The 20,424-nt window shown below is 58.3% G+C and carries 15 protein-coding genes, 2 pseudogenes and 1 riboswitch; of the genes and pseudogenes, 14 read left to right on the top strand and 3 right to left on the bottom strand.

Going from position 1 to position 20,424, the window contains the following annotated elements; translation table 11 throughout:
• Nucleotides 1–24 precede the first annotated feature (24 nt).
• A riboswitch (TPP riboswitch) is annotated at nt 25–121 on the bottom strand.
• A gap of 235 nt (nt 122–356) precedes the next feature.
• From CCGE531_RS22840 to CCGE531_RS22830, 3 genes are all read left to right on the top strand, one after another.
• On the top strand, nt 357–503 hold the full coding sequence (locus CCGE531_RS22840; protein ID WP_015342994.1) for a DUF1127 domain-containing protein: 147 nt from the start codon (nt 357–359) through the stop codon (nt 501–503).
• Between the two features lie 581 nt (nt 504–1,084).
• Complete coding sequence (gene yghU / locus CCGE531_RS22835; RefSeq protein ID WP_120668041.1) at nt 1,085–1,960, top strand: glutathione-dependent disulfide-bond oxidoreductase; 876 nt, start codon at nt 1,085–1,087, stop codon at nt 1,958–1,960.
• Nucleotides 1,961–2,172: 212 nt separating this feature from the next.
• Nucleotides 2,173–3,780, top strand: coding sequence for a hypothetical protein (locus CCGE531_RS22830; RefSeq protein ID WP_120668039.1), 1,608 nt, complete (start codon nt 2,173–2,175; stop codon nt 3,778–3,780).
• Here CCGE531_RS22830 and CCGE531_RS22825 read toward each other — a convergent pair.
• Together CCGE531_RS22825 and CCGE531_RS22820 are read right to left on the bottom strand one after the other, a co-directional pair.
• Nucleotides 3,777–5,129: a sigma-54 dependent transcriptional regulator gene (locus CCGE531_RS22825; RefSeq protein WP_120668038.1), complete on the bottom strand. Its 1,353-nt coding sequence runs from the start codon at nt 5,127–5,129 to the stop codon at nt 3,777–3,779. The genes CCGE531_RS22830 and CCGE531_RS22825 overlap by 4 nt on opposite strands.
• Nucleotides 5,126–7,003 carry a sensor histidine kinase gene (locus CCGE531_RS22820; protein WP_120669337.1) on the bottom strand — a complete coding sequence of 626 codons (1,878 nt, stop codon included), beginning with the start codon at nt 7,001–7,003 and terminating at the stop codon, nt 5,126–5,128. The genes CCGE531_RS22825 and CCGE531_RS22820 overlap by 4 nt, the downstream gene beginning before the upstream one ends.
• A gap of 218 nt (nt 7,004–7,221) precedes the next feature.
• Here CCGE531_RS22820 and CCGE531_RS22815 point away from each other — a divergent pair, with 218 nt between their 5' ends.
• From CCGE531_RS22815 to CCGE531_RS22790, 6 genes are all read left to right on the top strand, one after another.
• Nucleotides 7,222–8,550 (top strand): dicarboxylate/amino acid:cation symporter, encoded by a 1,329-nt coding sequence (locus CCGE531_RS22815; RefSeq protein ID WP_120668036.1) that lies wholly within the window; start codon nt 7,222–7,224, stop codon nt 8,548–8,550.
• Between the two features lie 330 nt (nt 8,551–8,880).
• Complete coding sequence (locus CCGE531_RS22810) at nt 8,881–9,381, top strand: NUDIX hydrolase (protein ID WP_245459379.1); 501 nt, start codon at nt 8,881–8,883, stop codon at nt 9,379–9,381.
• Nucleotides 9,382–9,694: 313 nt separating this feature from the next.
• A complete protein-coding gene (locus CCGE531_RS22805; RefSeq protein ID WP_120668032.1) occupies nt 9,695–9,940 on the top strand; it encodes a helix-turn-helix transcriptional regulator in 246 nt (81 codons plus the stop codon).
• A gap of 362 nt (nt 9,941–10,302) precedes the next feature.
• Nucleotides 10,303–10,857: a DUF982 domain-containing protein gene (locus CCGE531_RS35310; RefSeq protein WP_348633028.1), complete on the top strand. Its 555-nt coding sequence runs from the start codon at nt 10,303–10,305 to the stop codon at nt 10,855–10,857.
• Between the two features lie 826 nt (nt 10,858–11,683).
• The gene (locus CCGE531_RS22795; protein ID WP_348633853.1) at nt 11,684–12,421 is read left to right on the top strand and encodes an outer membrane protein; all 738 of its coding nucleotides are present in this window, start codon (nt 11,684–11,686) and stop codon (nt 12,419–12,421) included.
• Between the two features lie 54 nt (nt 12,422–12,475).
• A complete protein-coding gene (locus CCGE531_RS22790) occupies nt 12,476–13,666 on the top strand; it encodes a Hint domain-containing protein (RefSeq protein WP_120668029.1) in 1,191 nt (396 codons plus the stop codon).
• 168 nt (nt 13,667–13,834) lie between these two features.
• On the opposite strand, the pseudogene CCGE531_RS34875 reads toward CCGE531_RS22790, so the two are convergent.
• Nucleotides 13,835–13,939, bottom strand: a pseudogene (locus CCGE531_RS34875) (IS110 family transposase); the annotation flags it as partial.
• A 72-nt stretch (nt 13,940–14,011) separates the two neighbouring features.
• Between CCGE531_RS34875 and CCGE531_RS22780 the strand changes: the two are divergent.
• The 5 genes and pseudogenes from CCGE531_RS22780 to CCGE531_RS22760 form a co-directional block, all read left to right on the top strand.
• Nucleotides 14,012–14,370 (top strand): annotated as a pseudogene (locus CCGE531_RS22780) (transposase); the annotation flags it as partial.
• A 292-nt stretch (nt 14,371–14,662) separates the two neighbouring features.
• Nucleotides 14,663–16,462, top strand: coding sequence for a Hint domain-containing protein (locus CCGE531_RS22775; RefSeq protein ID WP_120668027.1), 1,800 nt, complete (start codon nt 14,663–14,665; stop codon nt 16,460–16,462).
• A 191-nt stretch (nt 16,463–16,653) separates the two neighbouring features.
• Nucleotides 16,654–18,804 (top strand): glycosyltransferase, encoded by a 2,151-nt coding sequence (locus tag CCGE531_RS22770; RefSeq protein ID WP_162943983.1) that lies wholly within the window; start codon nt 16,654–16,656, stop codon nt 18,802–18,804.
• An 85-nt stretch (nt 18,805–18,889) separates the two neighbouring features.
• Nucleotides 18,890–19,852 (top strand): FkbM family methyltransferase, encoded by a 963-nt coding sequence (locus CCGE531_RS22765; protein WP_120668023.1) that lies wholly within the window; start codon nt 18,890–18,892, stop codon nt 19,850–19,852.
• A 110-nt stretch (nt 19,853–19,962) separates the two neighbouring features.
• Nucleotides 19,963–20,421 carry a hypothetical protein gene (locus tag CCGE531_RS22760; RefSeq protein ID WP_120668021.1) on the top strand — a complete coding sequence of 153 codons (459 nt, stop codon included), beginning with the start codon at nt 19,963–19,965 and terminating at the stop codon, nt 20,419–20,421.
• Nucleotides 20,422–20,424 lie beyond the last annotated feature (3 nt).

The following is a 20,424-nucleotide window of genomic DNA, read 5'->3' as shown; positions in this document are numbered from 1 at the left end:
CAAAGGGACGACGTGCTGAGCTTAGCGAGGTCCCGAGCGACTCCCTCCGCCAGCATGATCTGGTTCAGGTTCGAAGGGTCCTTCTCAGCCCGCCGGAAAGCGGACGCCCCTGTCTCTCATCTCCCTTCTTTTCGCAGACAAAGACGCCGGTGTCATCAGCAAATCACAAAGGCCTCAGCGGCGAATGGGAATTGGAACCGCCTGATTTCCGGGCGACCAATGCAGTAAATGCATGGGTGCAGTGATCTCTTAGCTCTGCAAAAGGCTGGGGGTTTCGATTATATATTTCTCATCGAAGCGAAGGGAGCGCCAAACACGGCAGCTCAGCTTCGAAAGCCCAAGGAAAGGGGATCATCATGAACGTAGCACGCTCTTTCAATAACTGGCGCAAGTATCGTCAGACGGTCGCCGAACTGGGCCGTATGTCCACGCGCGAACTGCATGATCTGGGTATCGATCGCGGCGAAATCCGCAACGTTGCCCGCGCAGCCATCGCTCGCTAGCGGTCCGTAACGGCTCCTTATAAAGCTGAATTATGCCAGCGCCTGTTCTTCCCGAGCAGGCGCTTTCGTTTTGTCTGGAAGTATCGTTCCACACTTTGATCTCAGCCGTGAGCGGACCAACTCAGCCCGCCGCTTTTCGCATAGCGCATAACTGCCCTGCAAAGAAATGCCTATCAGGTGAGCAAAAATTGGCTATTATCCTTCTTATCGAAGCGATGCATCTCCTCCCGCATCCCTTCGTTTTTGCAGACGTCCTTCTCCTCCTCCCAGGGACGACTGCGGGAACAGCGGCATTCCTCCTCCCGTCCGCTGTTCGGTTCTTGTAAAAAGCCTGCCGCACCTCCTCCCGCGGCAGGCTTTTTCGTTTCAGGCACTATTCAACCGATTTCCGCCTCATTTCGCCGGCCTGCAGCGCCCGTCGGATGCGGTCACTGCCGTTTGCGCCATCTCCGGTCCCGGCCTGTTCGAAAACCGAAGACCTTCTCTCGCAAAAATGAACGGCCGTCACTATGTGCGACGCCTGTAGCGCGCTACATCGAAGACCAACCCCCAACGTGATTCCCCGAAACAGGAGGATGCCCATGACCGGTTCTGCCGAATACACGCCGCCGAAAGTCTGGACCTGGAATAAGGCCAATGGCGGCCAGTTCGCCAATATCAACCGTCCGATCGCCGGGTCGACCCACGAAAAGGAACTGCCTGTGGGGCGCCATCCCCTGCAGCTCTATTCGCTCGGAACGCCGAACGGCGTGAAGGTCACCATCATGCTCGAAGAGCTGCTGGCGCTCGGCCAAAGCGGCGCGGAATATGATGCGTGGTTGATCAAGATCGGCGACGGCGACCAGTTCGGCAGCGGTTTCGTCGACGTCAATCCGAATTCGAAGATCCCGGCCTTGCTGGATCGCAGCGGCCCGAAACCGGTCCGCGTCTTCGAATCGTCATCGATCCTGATGTATCTCGCCGAAAAGTTCGGTGCCTTCCTGCCGACCGAGCAGCCGGCTCGCGCCGAATGCCTGTCCTGGCTGTTCTGGCAGATGGGCAGCGCCCCCTATCTCGGCGGCGGTTTCGGCCATTTCTTTGCCTATGCGCCGACGAAAATCGAATATGCGATTGATCGTTTCGCCATGGAAGTAAAGCGCCAGCTCGACGTGCTCGACCGTCGCCTGGCTGAAAGCGAATATATCGCCGGCAGCGACTACACGATCGCGGATATTGCCATCTGGCCGTGGTATGGCGGCCTCGCCAAGGGCTGGCAGTACGGCGCGGCCGAGTTCCTGCAGGTGCAGGACTACAAGAATGTTCAGCGCTGGGCCGAGCAGGTCTATGCGCGTCCCGCCGTCAAGCGCGGCCGCATGGTCAACCGCATGTCGGGCGATCCGTCCGAGCAGCTGCGTGAGCGCCACGACGCCAGCGACTTCGAGACCAAGACGCAGGACAAGATCGAACCTGCAAGCTGACAGGCAGTTTTGCTATTCATTTCTTCGAACCCGCGGTCTCCGGATCGCGGGTTTTTTATTGGGTTCACCAGCGACGACAGCGAGGCGGCCAAGTCAGCCTCGCTCCATCTTGTCAGGTCTAATGTCCTGCTGCCGAAGGCGTGTCGCCCGGCATAGAACGCAAGGCGCTCCTGCAATGCGTTTTACGTATGACGCAAGAGGAATGCTTCTCCATGCAGCAAGTTGCTGATGATAATGCCCTGGATAACAATGTCATCGCGGGCGTGTCGTCGCAGCAATCGAGTGGGGGGAGAGAGGCGCTTTTAAAGTGCCTGGTTTCGGGCGGTGACGAGCGGCTGGATTGCGATGCGGCCAGCGGCCTCAATATGTATGGTTATGGTCCGGCGCCTCGTCCGGGCGACCTTGCTTTCGGTTCCTCCACGGCGTCGACGATTTCCGCCAGTGCCTTTGCCGAAGTCGACACGTACTACGCCGGTCTGGTCCGCGAAATGGAAACCGGCTCGGCTGCAGCCATCTATGAGCGTGAAATTGGACGAGTGCGCCTGGATCTGCTGCGTCTGCTTGGTCTCAACCGGGTCGCCGGACAACCGCATGTCGACGCGATCCTGGCAACTTCGGGCACGGACATCCATCTCTTTGCTGCCTCGCTTCTGGCGCGCGAGGATGACCGCGCCTTGATGACTGTCACTCTGATGGGCAACGAGACGGGCAGCGGCGTCATGACCGCCTCGGCCGGCCGGCATTTCATGGGCCGCGTCAGCAGCGACCGCGCGGTTGCCAAGGGCGAGGAGCTGCGGCCCGGCGACGCGACACGCAACGCGACCATCGCCGTCCGCAACAAGGACGGTTCCCTTCGTGCCGACAGCGAGGTCGAGGAAGAGTTGCGGGGCCTGATCGAGCTCGGCAGGGTTGCGGGCCTGAGATGCCTGCTGGTCGTGACCGACGTGTCGAAGACCAGCCTTCTCGCGCCGAGCCTGGAAACGGTGTTGCGCCTCAAGGCGCGTTTCGGCGACGCGCTCGACATCATGATCGATGCGTGCCAGTTCCGCCTGGCGGCGGCGACGATCCGCGCCTACCTCGCGCATGGCTTCATGGTGGCACTCACGGGTTCGAAATTCCTTGCCGGACCGATTTTCAGCGGCGCGCTCCTATGCCCGCCACAAATGTCGGAGCGGTTCAAGCATCGCCACCTGCCGGCGGCTCTGGCCGACTATTGCGGCAAGGCCGAATGGCCAAAGGGTTGGGCTGCGCGTGAAACGCTATCCGAGCGCGCCAATTTCGGCCTGCTGCTGCGCTGGAAGGCGGCTTTGTTCGAGCTCCAATCCTTCGTCGCTCTTCCGGAAGAGCAGGTCATTGCCGTTCTCTCTACCTTCGCCGAAGCAATGACCGCCAGGCTTGCCAACGACCCTGCCTTTGCGCTGCTAGAAAGCCGTCCCCTTGATCGGCGCTGCCTATGGGGCGTGCCATCGGTCCGCCACTGGGATGAAATCCCTTCGATCTTTTCGTTCTATCTGCGCGACGCGGGCAATGCAGATGTCTTAAACGCGGCCGAGACCGCGGCGGTCTACAAGGAGCTAGCCATCGAGGAAGATGGGTTCGCCGCCGTGCGCATTGGCCAGCCCGTTCGCTGCGCCGATTTCGGCGAGATGCCGGCCAGCGCCCTTCGCATTTGCCTGAGCGCGCCCTTGGTCGTGCGGGCTTGTGAGAGCGCGGAGGCGCTTGCAAGCGTTATCGATCAGGCCATGCTGGTGCTCGATCGGACGGCGGAGATTGCGGCACGACATGCTTCCATGCCTGCCGTAAGACTTGCAAGCGCCTAGAGGTCGGCGAAATCGCCCCTGACGATGCCGTGGCGCTGAAGCTTGTCGTAGAAAGTCTTCCTCGGAATACCCAGCGCCTCTATCGTCTTGCGCACGTCACCGTTGTTTTGCTGCAGGGTCTCGCGGATGAGTTCTGCCTCGTAGCGCTCGACGCGGGCAGGCAATGAAAGCCCTGCCTCGACCATCGGCGCGTCGACGGATTTCGGCAGGACGGTCGCCTCAAGCCCAAGCACGAAGCGTTCGGCAAAATGCGAGAGTTCGCGAACATTGCCCGGCCAGTCGTGCTGCTGTAGATGGCGGCGCACGGTGGTCGTAATGGCCGGCATCTCGCGCTTGAAGCGGCTGGCGGCGCGTTCGGCGAAATAACCGAAGAGCAGGGGTATGTCGTCGCGCCGTTCCCGCAGCGGCGGAATGGAAAGCGTGACGACATTGAGACGATAATAGAGGTCTTCGCGAAAATCGCCGCGCTGACCCGGGTCGCTGAGATCGACCTTTGCCGCCGCCACGACACGCAGATCGACCGGGCGGACTTCGTTGGTTCCGAGCGGCGACACCTCTCGCATTTCCAGCACGCGCAACATCTGCACCTGGATGGCCGGCGGCATGCTTTCGATCTCGTCGAGGAAAAGCGTACCCCCGCTCGAATGCTCGATGCGGCCGATGCGCTTTTTCTGCGCGCCGGTGAAGGCGCCCGGCTCGTGGCCGAAGAGTTCGCTTTCGATCACGGTTTCGGGCAGGGCGCCGCAATTCAGCGCAACGAAATTACCCTTGGCGCGGCGGCTCCAGCGATGCAGCAGGCTTGCGACCACTTCCTTGCCGCTACCGGTCTCACCCGTCACCAGCACGTCGACATCCGTATCGGCGATCTGCCGCAGCGTGTGGCGCAGGCGCTCGATCGCCGGGGTCTGGCCGATCAGCGGCAGATCGCCCTGGGCCTGCTCCGCCGCCTGCCGCAGCGTGCGGTTCTCCAGAACGAGCCGTCGTTTCTCGGCAGCGCGCCGCACGCTCTGCACCAATCGATCCGTCGCGAAAGGCTTGGCGATGAAATCATAGGCGCCATCCTGGATTGCCTGCACCGCCATCGGTATATCGCCATGACCCGTCATCAGGATAACAGGCAGATCGGCGTCGAGCCCTTTGATGCGGGCAAAGAGCTGCTGGCCATCCATCTGAGGCATGCGGATATCGGAGACGACGACACCGGCAAAACCGGCATCCAGGGCATTGAGCGCTTCGATCGCGGCGGGGAAGGCGGAGACGATAAAGCCAGCAAGTTCAAGGGTCTGCTTCGTCGCCCTCAACAGATCCTTGTCGTCATCGATGAGGAAGACGGGGGAATGGTCGTTCATGCTGTGGCCTTGCGCAAATGGATGGTGAAGCAGGTGCCGCTGCCGTTGCTCTCGACATCGATCCGGCCGCCATAGTCAACGACGATGTCCTTGGAAATGACGAGGCCGAGGCCGAGACCCTTTTCCTTGGATGTATTGAAGGGCGTAAACAGCTGGTCGAGGATTGCGGCGGGGATGCCCGGCCCGTTATCCGAGACGACGACTTCGACATCGTCGGACGTCTCAAGCACCGAAACCTCGACCTTGGCCTGCTCGCGGCCTTCCAGAGCTTCCAGAGCATTCTGGAAAAGATTGATCAGCACCTGTTCCAGCCGGATGCGCGTGCCGACGACGAGGAGGCCTGTCGGCGGCAGATCGATTTTCAGCGCGTCGAGACGGCCGGCAAACCGGCTCCTGAGCAGGACGACGGCGCCTTCGATCGCGCTTCTGATGTCCACCGGCTCGGGCGCGGTCCGTCCCTTGCGGCCAAAAGCCTTGAGTTCTTCGGTGATCGTGCCGATGCGCTCCGTCAGCGCCGTAATCGCAGACAGATTGTCCTTGACCGGTTCCGTCTGCTGCCTGTCGAGGAAGATATGCGCATTCTCGGCATAGGCGCGGATCGTCGCGACGGGCTGGTTGATCTCGTGGGCGACGCCGGCTGCGACCTGACCCAAAATGGCGAGGCGGTTGGCCTGCACGAGATCTTGCTGCACGCCCTGCAGCTTGGCCTCCGTCGCCCGGTGGTCGGCGATCTCCGCCTCCAGCCGATCGCGGGCGCGGCTGAGATCCTCGGTTCGTTCCAGAACGCGGCGCTCCAGTTCTTCGCGGGCGATCCTGCTGACGGCGATCTGCATGACGGAGACATCGCGGCGGCGCAGCAGGAATGCGGCGAAGGCAAGGATCGGCAGCAGCACGGTCAAGGTTAAGAAACGCGTCTCGCGCATCGAGGAGGCAATGGCCTGATCTGTCGGGATGAGATAGCCGAGTTGCCAGGGCGTCGACGGGATTGCCGTCGTCAGCCGCAAATATTCGGCGGCGCTGCTGCCGGGCAGGACGGCGCGAACGATGGTCGCATCCGGGCCTACGGTCTCCGGACGGCTGACCGGCAGCGGCGAGAGCGGAGCGGCGCCGAATTGCAGGCTCTTGCGGATGGCCGCCGCGTCTTCTCGGTCCAGCGGTGTCGTCGTCATGAAGCGCCACGAAGGCAGGCTGGTGATGAGGATGACGCCGCGTTCGTCGGTCACATAAGCGGGACGACCGGTCTCGCTCCAGTCGGCTTCCAGCTGATCGAACTCCATTTTCACCACGACGACGCCCAATGCCGAACCGGCATCGCCGACGCGGCGGGAAATATAGAGGCCGGGGCGATTGCTGATCGTACCAAGCGCAAAATGCTCGGCGGTTCCCGCCTCCATGGCCTTGCTGAAGTAGTCGCGGAAAGAATAGTCGTTGCCAACAAAGCTCAGCGGCTCCCGCCAATTGCTGGAGGCCATCGTGACCCCGTCCTTGCCAATGACATAGAGGACCGAAGCGCTGGTGCCGGAAACGAGGTTCTCGAGTTTGCGGTCCAAGGCAACGATGTCGTCGATCCGCCGTCCCGTGAGAGCCTCACGCACCTGCTGATCGTCCGCCAGCAAGAGCGGCAAGGCGCGCGGCCGCTCGAGGACCGCCCGCAAAAGTGCGACTTTGAGATTGGCGTCCGTGTGCGCCTGCCTCTGCAGTGTCTCGATCGCGGAGACGCGGCCGTAGAAGCTTGCGCCATAAAGGGCGGCACCAATGATGGCGGCGCATAGGAACGCGAAAGCAAACCAAACCCGGCGGGAGCGCCGGCTTAGTTGCTCCGGCGTCAAAAGTCGTTCCATGGCGGCGCGCTGTAGCATCGCCATATTGTGCATGTTTTCGCGCTGATCGCAATTCAATCTGTGCGGATTGCCGCACATGCTGCGAGGCGCGGTCTCTCGCCGAATTTCAAAACATCATAAAATCAAATGGTTAAAGCCTTGTCCCTCAATTGGCACGCTCGTTGCAAAGCTAAGCGGAACAGTCGGAGGCTGTTGAATTCTAGTCGTCGCCCGGAGGGCCGAGAGATCGGTTGGGCTTAACGGAGGACATCATGATTGCTCCCATCGCTGCCGCCGAAACGCGCGGCAAACTTCCCTTTTACCGGCATCTCTATGTGCAGGTTCTGACCGCCATTGCCGCCGGCATCCTGCTCGGCCACTACTACCCTCAGTTCGGTGCGTCGCTCCAACCGCTCGGCGATGCCTTCATCAAGCTGGTGCGCATGGTCATTGCGCCGGTCATCTTCCTGACCGTCACGACAGGCATCGCCGGCATGTCGGATCTCAAGAAGTTCGGTCGCGTCGTCGGCAAGTCGTTCATCTACTTCCTGACCTTCTCGACCCTAGCGCTCATTGTCGGTCTCATCGTCGCTAATGTCGTGCAGCCGGGTGCCGGTATGCATATCAATCCGGCAACGCTGGATACGAAGGCCGTCACCAATTATGCGGCGCAGGCGCATGATGCGACCGTCGTCGGCTTCCTCATGAACATCATTCCGGACACGATCGTCGGTGCCTTCGCCAAGGGCGATATTCTCCAGGTACTGTTCTTCTCGGTGGTCTTCGGTATCGCGCTCGGTGCCGCCGGCGAACGCGGCCGCCCGGTTACCGACTTCCTGCAGGCGCTGACCACGCCGATCTTCCGCATGGTTGCCCTGCTGATGAAGTTCGCTCCCATCGGTGCCTTCGGCGCCATGGCCTTCACCATCGGCAAATACGGCATCGGCACGATCGCCAACCTGGCATTCCTGATCGGTACCTTCTATCTGACGTCGATCTTTTTCGTGCTCGTGGTGCTCGGCGCGGTTGCCCGCTACAACGGGTTCTCGATCCTGGCGCTGATCCGCTATATCAAGGAAGAGCTGCTGCTGGTGCTTGGTACGTCTTCCTCGGAAGCGGCATTGCCGGGCCTGATGAACAAGATGGAGCGCGCGGGCTGCAAGCGCTCCGTCGTCGGCCTCGTCATTCCGACGGGTTATTCCTTCAACCTCGACGGCACCAACATCTACATGACGCTGGCGGCGCTCTTCATTGCACAGGCGACCGACACGCCGCTGGCGCTTGGTGACCAGATTCTGCTTCTACTGGTGGCGATGCTGAGCTCCAAGGGCGCGGCCGGCATTACCGGCGCAGGCTTCATCACGCTCGCCGCCACACTTGCCGTCGTACCTTCGGTTCCGATCGCCGGCATGGCGCTGATCCTTGGTATCGACCGCTTCATGTCGGAATGCCGCGCCCTGACCAATTTCGTCGGCAACGCGGTTGCCACGGTCGTCGTTGCCCGCTGGGAGAACGAGCTCGATCAGACGAAGTTTGCCGCGGCCATGGCGGGACAGTTGAGCGAGGAGATCGAAGTGCCCGCGTTGCAGGCGGCCGAGTAGGCTTCGCTTCATCCTCCCAAGTGCGAAACGGCCCCTCCGCGGGGCCGTTTTCAGTTTCGGCAGCCGGGGCGGTCACAGTTTCGTGTATCGACCGCGACAACCCATGCAACTGTCCTCATCAACAGCAGGCTTCATAAAACTGTCACTGCAACGGCTCACAGCATCGTACTGACAGTTGTGAATTTCGGCAGAGCCGCAGGATTGGAGGGCAGCGTGTCGCAGACGAATTTTGTGAGCGCACGCCAGCCGGTTTTTGGGTGGATTTGCCTCCATCGACCTTGTCGCGGGTAACCGTGCATGGCGTCTTCAATATCAGCGCAGCATAAGGCCTTGAGGCGTTCGGAGAGTTTCCTGTCCGAACTTGCTTCCCATGCGGACGCGATGCTTCACGGCCGCGTCTACGAACAATATGCCGCGATCTGCTACAGGAAAGAAGCCGAACGCGACGATGCCGAGATGCTCGTCGTCACCAGCCGGGAAAGCGGGCGCTGGGTCGTTCCCAAGGGCTGGCCGATCAGGGGCAAGAAGCCGCATGAGGTCGCAGCCATAGAAGCCTATGAGGAGGCCGGCGTGCGCGGAAAGGTGAAGAAGAAGCCTTTCGGCTACTTCACCTATCTGAAGCAGCTTGCCGACGGCAATCGCGTTCCCTGTATCGTCGAACTGCATCTGCTGGAAGTAGACCAGATGCTTCAGGATTTCCCGGAGCGAGGCCAGCGTCGCGTCGAATGGGTCTCCTTCATCGAGGCCGCCAATCGTGTGCGCGAACCGGAGCTCAAGGGCCTCTTGCTCGCGGCCGAGCGAAAGATATGCAAGGCAAGAAGCAAGAAGTAACCTTCGCCGGCGTGGATGGCGTTGCGCCGTCTATCGGATCTCGTGGGAGGGAACGATCGCGAAAATAGGCCGCAGCAGCGCGCGGCAATTTTGTAACCGTGACGTGCGGCGATATCACTCAATATTAAAATACGACACGAGCCGAGAGCCAGGCGATGGGCAGCTATGCGCTTCCATGCTTGCCCTTGCCGCATTGATGCCTATATTGACCCAGCGTTCGGCCGCGTCTGTTTAGGTCGATATGCCTCATGGCTGCAATAGCCGCCTTCACCCGGCAACGAATCGGCCGGCGGACTTTGGAAGGAGAAATTTCATGTCCATTACTCCGAATAATATCGATAGTTCAAAGGCTTCTACCGTTCCCCATGGCGAAATCGCAGCTGCCGTACGGCAGGCGCGTGAAGCCATCGGTTATACGATTGACGATCTGTCTGAAACCTGTGGTCTCACCAGTGAGGAAATCATTGAAATCGAGGCCGGTGCAGAGGCCGATCCGGCGAAACTGCGCCGCATTGCCACCGCATTGCAGATACCACCCTCGACTTTTTTCATCGTCTGAACAAGCGGCGCACTTCGGTGCGCCCCTTCAATTTCTCTTGTGGAAAATCGGCATCCTGTTCGTTTGCAATATGACTGCGCATGATGTCGCGCGGTGCGCCGCTCGTTTTTCGTGTTCCTTTCCGCGGAACTTTTAGGCGAAAATTTCCATAGCTATACATGAGAAAGTAAGCCAAAAACGGTTCCGTCGCTGGTATTCGCGGTTTTTGTTGTAGCGATACTGGTCAAACTCGCTTCATAGCCCTAGTTTGGTCATGTTAAACTGCTGATTACAAATAGTAATACTTTTGTCGATGCAACGTATTGCGGCTGCGTAGGCCCGTAGTGGGCTGGGGTTGAGGACGCTAATTGGGGCATGTTGGCATGGGGCGGAATACTAAGGATTTTGGCACCGATCCCGATATCGGCGAACGGTTTGTTCGTTCGAATCCCTCTAAAACCCCTGGTCCTCCGGTACGCCCGGAAGATAATTTGACGATGTCGCGGGGTCGGCCAGTCACGAGCGCAAGCGATCTCGAACGCACAGCCGCCAAAGGTGATGCGCCCAAGTCAGGTGAGATCGCTCGCGACATGAAGTTGCTGACCAAGCTGGTCCTGAAGCGAAGATGCGCAGGGGCCGAACGACCTGCCGTTCAGGATCGGCAGGACTTCTCCGGCGAGAATTCCGACAATCTCCGAAACCTTGTGTTCGAGCCGGTCAAAATCAGCCTCGACGATGATGGCGAAGTTCAGGTTGTCGATTCCGTCATGCGCGCCGTGGAGTGCCTGACGACACAATGGCCGGTGCACTACGGAGAGGCGTTCGAACAAGCGCTCCAGACCTGCATTGACGGCGTCACGGGCAGGGCGTCGCCGCCGCAGGTTCGATCGGCATTCATCACGGCCGCCAAAGCGGCTGGCATCCTCGTGACGCTCTGAAACGAAGGGCGGGCCGCTGTCTTTCAGCCAAATTACGTGCCCATTTATCAGCATCGAGAATACGAGGAGGTCCGGCAGACGCTTGACGCAGGCGACCGAACCTCCCGACCATCGCAATTTGGCGGTTGCGACAGTTGCAAAGATGTCGCCCGCCATTGCCGTATCGTCCATACCGGAAGCGACGCGAGAGGTCCAATTGCGCCTGACTTTGGAAAGCCGACATTAGAGTAAGCAACAGCCTAACACCTGGATGCTTGTTTGTTTCGCAATGTCACAGCGCCCGGCCGATGTCGCATGATGCAGCTTGATGCGCGCCAGGATTGCTCGGCGGTGATCTTTGCTGAATCCTCTGTGAAGATGACGAACGGCGCGGAGGGAAGTTGGGGAGGCTCGACGTACCTTCAAGGGTCCGCCCCGTCGAGCCTCCCACTGCAGCGGATCGGTATCTGCAGTAGCGGCAAAAACCTGCAGATTAGTCCAGCGCCCGTCTATATCGAAAGCGACCGCGAGCATCGGATTGCGCCATCCCTAAGTCCTCGCAAACTATCGGCTTTCTCTGATCGAGAAGGATGTCGCGAACTATCGCATACTTATTCCGGGATGCTGGAACGACGCGATGTGAAATCGATTCCTCATCGTTGAGGTCAACAGGGTTCAAAACGGATTAGCTGCGGCTTCCAAGTAAAAATGAAGTCACAATTCAATACATATTGCGACAATCCGGTACAAATAATGCATGTATTGCAGAAATATATATTAGTGATGGCGTATTTACAGCTATAAACACGTCTATATTATGGCGTCGACGTGAACTTTCACAAGTTACATGTTGTTAAATCTCGTGAATCCCTTCGAGGAGAATTTTCGAATGCGCAAGTTTTTGGGATCTACCGCTTTCCTGCTGGCGGCGGTTGCGGCAAGTGTGGGTTATGCGGCCGACCTCTCAGTCTCAACTCCGCCGCAGGCTCCGGTGGAAACAGCACCGGTGTTTTCGTGGACCGGCTTTTATGTCGGTGTGAACGCAGGCGGCGCCTTCGGCGGCAACGACACGGTCGGATTTCATTCCTTCGGGAGCTATCTAGGTAAATTTGGGAAGCTTGAAAGCTCCGGCTTCCTTGGGGGCGGCCAGATCGGCTACAATTATCAGTTCGACCCCAATTGGGTGATCGGCCTCGAAGCCGATTTTCAGGGTGCTGATATCAGCGACTCTTTCAGAAGCGATGTGGCGAGCGCCTCTTCGAAGATCGATTGGTACGGCACGCTCCGTCCACGCATTGGTTATTCTTACGATAACACCTTGTTTTATGGCACCGGCGGCCTTGCCTATGGTCATGTCAACTACAAGGGCTCCGTCGCCGGCGTCGGCAGTTTCGACGACGACAAGACCAAGGCCGGTTGGACGGTGGGTGCCGGTGTCGAACATGCCTTCACCGATCATGTGACTGCTAAACTCGAATATCAGTATGTCGATTTCGGCAGCAGCAACGTGGGCGGGGATGCCCTCAACTCCAAAGCCAGCCTTGATTTCCATGCCGTTCGGGTCGGTCTGAACTATAAGTTCTGACTGTAAATTTTGCCTTGAAAGACAACATGTTAATCTATTGGAGAGGATAATAACATGGCTTTGATTGGCATCAACCTAATCAACAACGGCACGACCACGATTGATAGTAGCAACGCCGGCACTCCCTCGGACACCATACAGCTCAATCTGGTTGCCAACGGTACGGTGATCGTTGATGGCGTGAACGTCGATATAAGCAGTGTCGTCGGTATCGGCGCGGCTTCAAATACGACGATCGGGGCGATCAACGGTGCGAATGTGACCATCGATGCCGGCCTCGCAAACGTCGGGGCCGCTTCGACCTATACTTATGCAATAGGCGCCAATTCGAGTATTACGGTGGATTCAGGCCTGCTTACTGTCGATCTTTTGAACGGTGTTACCGTAGATTTTGCCAATGCAAACGGTAGCGGGCTGTTCGCGTACAACCCCGGCAGCGTCAGCTTGAACCTCTCGACCCCGCCGAACGTCATGAACGTTCAATCGGGAGACAGGATCGAGGTGGTAGGCTCGAACGTTGTCTCTCAATCCGGCAATACCGTCACCTTCTTCGGCGGTCTGTTGAACGCGATACCATTCGGCTCCTATACCATACCGGCCGGTGTCACCTACACCTACGATCCGAACACCGACACACTGACGTTTACGAGCTGCTTCCTGCGCGGCACGCTCATCCGCACACCGGAGGGAGATGTGCCGGTCGAGGATTTGCGGGTCGGCGATCTTGTGGTCACCCACAAGGGCGTTGCGGAAATTAGATGGGTCGGACGGCGTCGGATCGATCCGAAGGCGATCGACAAACCACGCGATACCCTTCCGGTTCGCATACAGGCAGGCGCCCTTGCCGAAAACGTCCCCTCCCGGGATCTTTACGTTTCGCCGGACCGTTGCATGTTTCTGGAGGAATCGCTGATTCCAGCAAAGTTCCTCCTCAACGGTACGACGATCACCCAGGAGGCGACGCTGGTGCCGTTCGAGTATTACCATATCGAGCTCGAACAGCATTCGATCATTCTTGCCGAAGGCGCACAGACAGAGACCTATCTTGCTCTCGGTGGTCGTATGTCCTTTCTCGAGCCCGGCGTATTGCGGTTCGGTTCCTTTGCAAGCACGGCGACGCGCACCTGGAATGACTGGTGCTATCCGCCGGTCTATGCCGGCAAGGTGCTCCAGCAAGCCCGCATGTCTATTGAAAGGCGGGCGGAGGACATGGGCTATCGCGTTCGGGAGGCCGAAGCATCCTGACAGAAGAATAGCGCGACAAGACGATGCTGTTTCGCCCATTTACTCGATGCGGGTCGGATCAACGAGCGAGCTTTGGTTGAGAGCCGTCAGTTGGCATCAAAATACGCGGATTTCTCCCTCCATCGCCGCTACGCGTGGAAGCTGGGTAGCGAAGAGTGCCGGATTTGGTCGCCGCAGTTTCCTGCGAAAGATGATTGCACCGGCTGCATTTGCACCGTGGGCCTGGAAGATGTTTTTGGCCGAATCCAAGCCAATCGTGCTAACTTTTGTCATGGACGCCTTCCTTCAGGAGTTCTCAACGCCACCACTTTGGCACATCGATGCGTCAGGGGGCGTCCATCCCATCACTGGAAAACGACAAACTTCGTGGGCGCTCTGACGGTGCGCGGCTTCATCGCCCCCTTCGTCATCGACAGGCCCATCAACTTCCTTTCGTTCGAGACTTACGTCTAAGGTGCCGCTGCCCGAGCTGCGCACCGGTGACGTGGTCGTTATGGACAATCTCTCCAGCGACAAAGGCCTCAGTGTTCGCGAAATGATCGAGAGCATTGGTGCGAAGCTAGAGTACCTCGCGCTGTATAACCCGATTTCAAACCGAACGATTCATCGCGAGCCTCTGGACAACAATCGGGCGAATACTCCAACTCTCCATCCCAGACGAATGCCGTAACTATTTCGCAGCCCCATACTGTGACGCAGCGTGATCGGATTCCGCTCTGAAAAGTCAACTACGCTCCGCAGAAAATAAAAAAATATCTCTATTAGACTATGATTATAGAGTTTTTGTCGCGTTTTATACTGTTGTGACGGGATCGGTGTGGCAGGTGCGGGATTGCCTGGACAACACTGCCGGTGGTCTTTGCATGCTCTGAAGTTGCTCGCGTTACGGCGTTGGGAACGAGATGTGCGGAGGGCGAACCGAAGCTCCATCGTCCCACGCGATGAGGGTGAGCATAGACTAGTTCTAAACTCGTTTATTTTAACGGAGCAAGAAACATGGCGGAAGGCAATTATCATGCCATCACTACGAGTGGTGTAGATTATAATCTGGTCTACGACCCGGGCGTGCTTGGGGTGGGTGCAAATTATGACCTCACCATCACCAACCCGGACCTTACGACAACAGTTGTAAGCAATATCACGCCAGGCAATGTTGCGACACCGGTTAACGGCACCAGCTCGCTGTCTATCGCCTCGCTTCTCGGGAACACCGATTACGTGGTGGCCCCCGGCGCGACGGCAACCGTCAACATTGCCGCCGCGCTATTAGGCACGTCCACCGTCTATGTGGGCGGCAACGCTACCATCAATTCGGGCATTAGCTTGCTGAGCAACATGAACCTGGTCGTTGACGGTGGCACCGCCACCGCTGCCGGCGGGTCGCTCGGCGGAGCGCTGAGCGGCTTGAATGTCGATCTCGAGAATGGTGGCACGTTCGCCAATGGGACGGCCGTGTTGAGCGCGCTGAACGGCACGACCATCAACTTCGGAGATGGCGGTGGCACCTTTATCGCGAACGCCGGCGGTGCGGTTCTCGACCTTTCGTCCACGACCATCAATAGCTTCGATGCCGCGACGGACAAGATTGAATTCCAGGGGTTGGCCGGGTCGGTCGATCACTACACCATCACCTCGAGCGGCGGCACCCAGACAATCAATCTTTTCGACAGCAACAACAACCCGCTCGGAAATGTCAGCGTCGCCGGCACCAGTTTCCCGACCGGCTCCTTTGTAGTAGGCCAGGCAGGTCCGCTGACAATCAGCGCAAATGGTGCGGCGGTAGACATTACTCCCGTGGCGACACCCTGCTTCGTCTCTGGGACGCACATTCTTACCGTACGCGGTGAAGTCGCCGTGGAAGATCTGAAGGTCGGCGACTTGGCGATCACGGCGACCGGCGAAACCCGTCCGATCATCTGGATCGGCAACAAGCGGCTTGAGCAGCCGGTGCGCAACGAGTGGCCGATCCGGGTTCGTGCCGGCGCCTTCGGCGACAACTTGCCTGCTCGCGATCTGCTGCTGTCCGGCGGCCATGCGGTGTGCGTGGACCTGATGGGCGAAGTGTTCGTGCCGGTCGGCGAACTGGCCAACGGCGCGACGATCGTCCGCGAGGAGTGGGCCGAGGTCACTTATTGGCACGTGGAGCTGGAAAGCCATGATGTGCTCATGGCCGAGGGCCTGGGCTGCGAGAGCTATATGGAAGTGGGCAACCGTGCCTTCTTCGGCAAGGCTTACGGTCGCCTCGTTGAGGTCGACGCCGCTCAGCGCGTGACCGAGAGCCTGACCCGTTATGCCCGCCCCTTCGTCGATCGAGGGGTCCTCGTCGAGGCGATACGCGAGCGGTTGATCGCGCGGGCCGAGGCACTCGGCTGGAGCCGGGCTGTGGATATGGACCTGCATATGCTGGTCGACGGCAAACGTGTGGAGGGGCAGATCGACGGCGACCTCGCCCGGTTCATCTTCCCGGCCTCCGCCAAGACGGCGAGCCTGGTGTCGCGGACCTTCTCTCCCGGACGGGAGGTCCGTGCGCTTGGCGTGCGGTTCGAGAGCCTGCGCATCTTCGATGGCCTCAAGACCGATCGTGACGTTGCCTTGAACGACCTCGTCGGCGTCCATCCCGAAGAGGTCGCCGCAGGTTGCAACTGGTCCTGGACCGATGGTCATCTCGTGCTGCCGGCCACGCTGTGGGCCGATTGCAAGGGTCACGTGATCCTGCGCCTGACCGGCTACGTCGAAGCCGGCCAACCCTGGGTGGCGCCGGAGGAAAAGGACGTGGCGGGGCGCCGCGCCGCTTGAAGAAGACCCCCTTGCGGCGGTCCGCCTTTGGACCGCTCATGGAGTGAGGAGCGGTTCAGCAGCCGGAGACGAATGGGATCGACCTATCCGTCTCCGGCATGAACCGGTGGAGTCGCGAGCGCCGAGGAACCATCGCCGAAATCCCCTTATCCGCCACGATCAACCTCACCAAACAAACCGGGCGAGATTTCATGAACATGTTTCGTAGCAAGGAAGAAATGAGAAACGTCGTCCGCGAGGCCGACGTCGCGCGGGATTCGAGGCTGTGGCAGAAAGCGGCCGACTTCTATGATGAGCATCTGCAGGCCAATCCCGAGGACACAGGGATCTGGGTTCAGGCGGGAAACTGCCTCAAGGAAGCGGGTGACTATCGCGAGGCAGCCAAGCGCTACCAGAGGGCCCTCGGGCTCAGCCCAGATGATTCCGACATTCACCTGCAGCGCGGGCATCTGCTCAAGGTCATGGGGCGCACCGGCGAAGCAATCGAAAGCTACAAACGCTCGGTGGAATGCAACCCCGGCAACCACGATGCCGTCATCGAACTCGTGGCAGCAGGCGCCGTTGGCGATGTCTTCTCCGATTTCAGCGCCGAGGGCGAAAAGGCGGTGAAGACCATCTGGCTCGACGTCACCGACCTCATGGAATATGCCCAGCACAATAAGAGCCTGAGCGGAATTCAACGCGTCGTTGCCAATCTGGTCCTTCATATCGAGTCCGGTCTTTTCAAGGATTACCGCGTTATCCCGGTGCTACCGGAGTATGATCGCCATCGGATTCTCGCCGCGAGCCCGGTGGCACTTGCAACGCTTGTTCGCCAGTTTGACGTCCCGATTGTCGATCGCAGCATGGTCGATAAGGCAATTGCCGCCGTGTTCGACGCGCGCTTCGAAGTTTGGCCCACGCAGGATGATATATTCGTCGTTGCGGGCGCGTTCTGGATCTATCCGCATTACGACGTCATGCGGAAGCTTCGTGAAAAGGGCATGCGTTTCTGCGTATTCATTCACGATCTCATCCAGATCCGGAATCCCGAATATGTCCAGCAGGCTGCCGTCGACAAGTTCCAAAAACAGCTGATCGACGTATTCTCGGTTTGCGATTTCGTTCTGGCGAATTCAGAGTTCGTCGCATCCGAAATCAGGGCCTATTTCAAGGAGCGTCTCAACTTCGAGCTGCCCGTCAAGGCTATTCCGCTCGCCACGGAGCTGCGCAAGACACAGAAGAAGAACAGGATCCTCAATACCAACATTCTCGGCATGGCAGAGGAGGAATATGTCCTCTGCGTTGCAACGATCGAAGTTCGCAAGAACCATATGTACCAGATCCGCATATGGGAGCGTCTGGTCCGCGAACTGGGCGACAAAGCACCGAAACTCGTATGGGTGGGCAAATGGGGTTGGCAGATCGACGAACTGCGCCACCATCTGGCTGCCCACGGCTATGTCGGGGACTGGCTCTACATCTTCAACGACATCTCGGACGACGAACTGGAATATCTATACCGGCATTCTCTGTTTACGACCTACACGAGTTTTGCCGAAGGCTTTGGCCTGCCCATCGGCGAGAGCCTGAACTACGGCAAGCCCTGCATCGCCTCCAACGCGACCTCGATGCCCGAGGTTGGAGGGCATTTCGTGCGTTACATCAATCCTTACAACGTCGAGGATGGCTACAACGTCTTCAAGCAGGTCATTGCCGATCGTAACGATCTGGCTGATTGGCAGCGCGATATCAAAGAGAATTTCGTGCCCAAATCGTGGGATGCGTTCTGCTCCGAGCTGTTCTCGACGGCGATCGACATGAGCGTTGGCCTAGGAGACCAGCCTGGGCTTTTGAATTGCCACCTGCCTCGCAACGCAATCATCGAAGGTGGCGACACGGCACTGTTGCGCATCGCTGCCGAAGGCCGACGGATCCTCACCTTCCGCGCCGCGCGGGACTCAGGCTGGTTCGCTATGGAAGATTGGGGCGTTTGGGCAAGCCAGCGCCGCTCCCGGCTTGTGTTCGATAGCGAGCTCGCCGAGGGCGAAAGCGTGCGCATCTACCTCGAGGTGAGATGTCCGGCTCAAAGCGAGAATATCGCCGTTATCACCGATGCCGGAGGAGAAACGTGCTCTTTCCAACTCGTCGAACGGGGGGCTTACATTTCGTTTGAGGGCGTCGTCGGGTCGCACGGGAAAGTTACGGTCAATCTGCTGACGCGGGGCAGATTTGGCGATACGGGCGATCGGTCATGCCATCTCGGGCTCTCAGCCGTTGCGTATTGCAACGGGGCGGATCCGCTGGAACGGGTGGGTTTGCTGGAGAAAGTCATGCTCCAATCGCAGCTAGGCCGAAACTGACCGATGCCGTCGCGTCAGGCGGCCTGGTCCGCCTATATTTTTCATCTCGATTCCCGAGATCAATGCAGTGAATGGAGGATTGTTTATGGATGGAAATTTAGAAACGATATGTCAGTTCCTGTATGGGAACGATATTCCTCCATCTCATAAAGATCATATCAGCAGACACGGCATTTCGGATGGAGAATTATCTTATTCAAAAATTCGTTCTGTTATAGGTGTTTTTGATCGCCAGAGCTTGAACACACCTATCATTGTCAGATTTGGACCAGAGGATATTTTCTACGCTGATCTCGGATCATTTAGCTTGGCGATAGATAATGCGGATAGGGCCGTCGGTCTTTCAATATTGCATTCCGGCATATATGAGCCGCATGTTACCGCCTTTTGTAAGTCAATAATCAAAGAAGGAATGCATGTCGTTGATATCGGTGCAAACATCGGATTTTTTACGATGTTGTCCTCAAGGCTCGTTGGACCATCGGGTTCCGTAACAGCGATAGAGCCGAATTCCGAAAATAGTCGCTTAATACTGTTAAGCATCGAGCGAAATGGAATTGACAACGTAAAGCTTCTGCCTGTCGCGCTATCCAGCGCTGAAGGGGCTGCCTATTTCTCTACGCATGTAGGTTCTAATGGCGGCTTGCTCCCGGAAACCTCCGCTGTTTTAAGCAGTCCCTATTGTACGGTGGTGCCGGTTTTTCGCCTGGATCAGCTTGTCCAGAAGCGCATCGATTTCATTAAAGTGGATGTAGAGGGCGCAGAGTCCAAGGTTTTTGACGGCGCTTGGCCCCTTATAGAGCACGATAGGCCCATCATATCGACGGAATTCTCGCCAGAAATGCTTCAGCGCATATCTGGAGTGGACCCACTGAGCTATTTAAAGAGGTTTGTCGATATTGATTATCACATTGGTCTTCTTGATCGAGCGGACCCGACGGGCGCACCGAAGGACATAGGAGACCCTGGCATATTTTTACAGAACTACGGGGCGAACACTCGCCTTGAAGATCTGGCGCTGATCCCCCGTGAGCGGCTTTCAAACTGAAATATAACTATTGAGAACTTCCTCCGTTGGGAGTTCTAGCGTGCCTTTGGCAAGTGGGGGCTGGTGAAGCGAAGCGGCGTCATCTCCATAGGTCGGTGAGGACCGCAAGAATGCCAAACCGAATCTATAAGTGTATTTTGCAGGCGATTGCATTCCTGCTGATCGACACCGCAGCGTGCGCCGACAACGTGCAGACGGCAACGAATACCGCTGCTCTGTCGGCGATGACTGTGACGGGCGGGCCTCCTGCTGTCATGCGCCTCGGTTATGCGGCGGCTGGTGATGCGCCGCCCCTTGTTTACGTGGCGTCGTCTTCGCCCTGCTCGATGAATTCTGGTTCCGGCGATGGCGGTGCGCAAGTACCGAGTGCCGATGGGAAATGCTGGATCGCCATATTTCCGGCAGAAGGCGCTGATGTTCGTGAATGGGGGGCAAAAGCTGACGGATCTACCCTCGCGACATCCGTATTCAACGCCGCGTTTGCTGTCGGGAATATCTGTGTCCTCGTACCGCCATCGACAAGCGGCTTTTTCGTAGATACCTTGAGATCCCGCAGGATGGATGTCTGAAGG

The organism is Rhizobium sp. CCGE531, assembly GCF_003627795.1.
Classification (GTDB): domain Bacteria; phylum Pseudomonadota; class Alphaproteobacteria; order Rhizobiales; family Rhizobiaceae; genus Rhizobium.
The sequence above is the reverse complement of the archived record's forward strand: the minus strand, read 5'-3'. Positions and strand labels throughout refer to the sequence as shown.

What these genes read in the sequence shown, in the direction of transcription:
- CCGE531_RS22790 (WP_120668029.1), top strand. Translation starts at nt 12,476, where the DNA reads ATGGCTTTGATTGGCATCAACCTAATCAACAACGGCACGACCACGATT.
- CCGE531_RS22825 (WP_120668038.1), bottom strand. Translation starts at nt 5,129, where the DNA reads ATGAACGACCATTCCCCCGTCTTCCTCATCGATGACGACAAGGATCTG.
- CCGE531_RS22760 (WP_120668021.1), top strand. Translation starts at nt 19,963, where the DNA reads ATGCCAAACCGAATCTATAAGTGTATTTTGCAGGCGATTGCATTCCTG.
- CCGE531_RS22840 (WP_015342994.1), top strand. Translation starts at nt 357, where the DNA reads ATGAACGTAGCACGCTCTTTCAATAACTGGCGCAAGTATCGTCAGACG.
- yghU (WP_120668041.1), top strand. Translation starts at nt 1,085, where the DNA reads ATGACCGGTTCTGCCGAATACACGCCGCCGAAAGTCTGGACCTGGAAT.
- CCGE531_RS22820 (WP_120669337.1), bottom strand. Translation starts at nt 7,003, where the DNA reads ATGCACAATATGGCGATGCTACAGCGCGCCGCCATGGAACGACTTTTG.
- CCGE531_RS22805 (WP_120668032.1), top strand. Translation starts at nt 9,695, where the DNA reads ATGTCCATTACTCCGAATAATATCGATAGTTCAAAGGCTTCTACCGTT.
- CCGE531_RS22775 (WP_120668027.1), top strand. Translation starts at nt 14,663, where the DNA reads ATGGCGGAAGGCAATTATCATGCCATCACTACGAGTGGTGTAGATTAT.
- CCGE531_RS22770 (WP_162943983.1), top strand. Translation starts at nt 16,654, where the DNA reads ATGAACATGTTTCGTAGCAAGGAAGAAATGAGAAACGTCGTCCGCGAG.
- CCGE531_RS22795 (WP_348633853.1), top strand. Translation starts at nt 11,684, where the DNA reads ATGTTGTTAAATCTCGTGAATCCCTTCGAGGAGAATTTTCGAATGCGC.
- CCGE531_RS22765 (WP_120668023.1), top strand. Translation starts at nt 18,890, where the DNA reads ATGGATGGAAATTTAGAAACGATATGTCAGTTCCTGTATGGGAACGAT.
- CCGE531_RS35310 (WP_348633028.1), top strand. Translation starts at nt 10,303, where the DNA reads ATGGGGCGGAATACTAAGGATTTTGGCACCGATCCCGATATCGGCGAA.
- CCGE531_RS22815 (WP_120668036.1), top strand. Translation starts at nt 7,222, where the DNA reads ATGATTGCTCCCATCGCTGCCGCCGAAACGCGCGGCAAACTTCCCTTT.
- CCGE531_RS22830 (WP_120668039.1), top strand. Translation starts at nt 2,173, where the DNA reads ATGCAGCAAGTTGCTGATGATAATGCCCTGGATAACAATGTCATCGCG.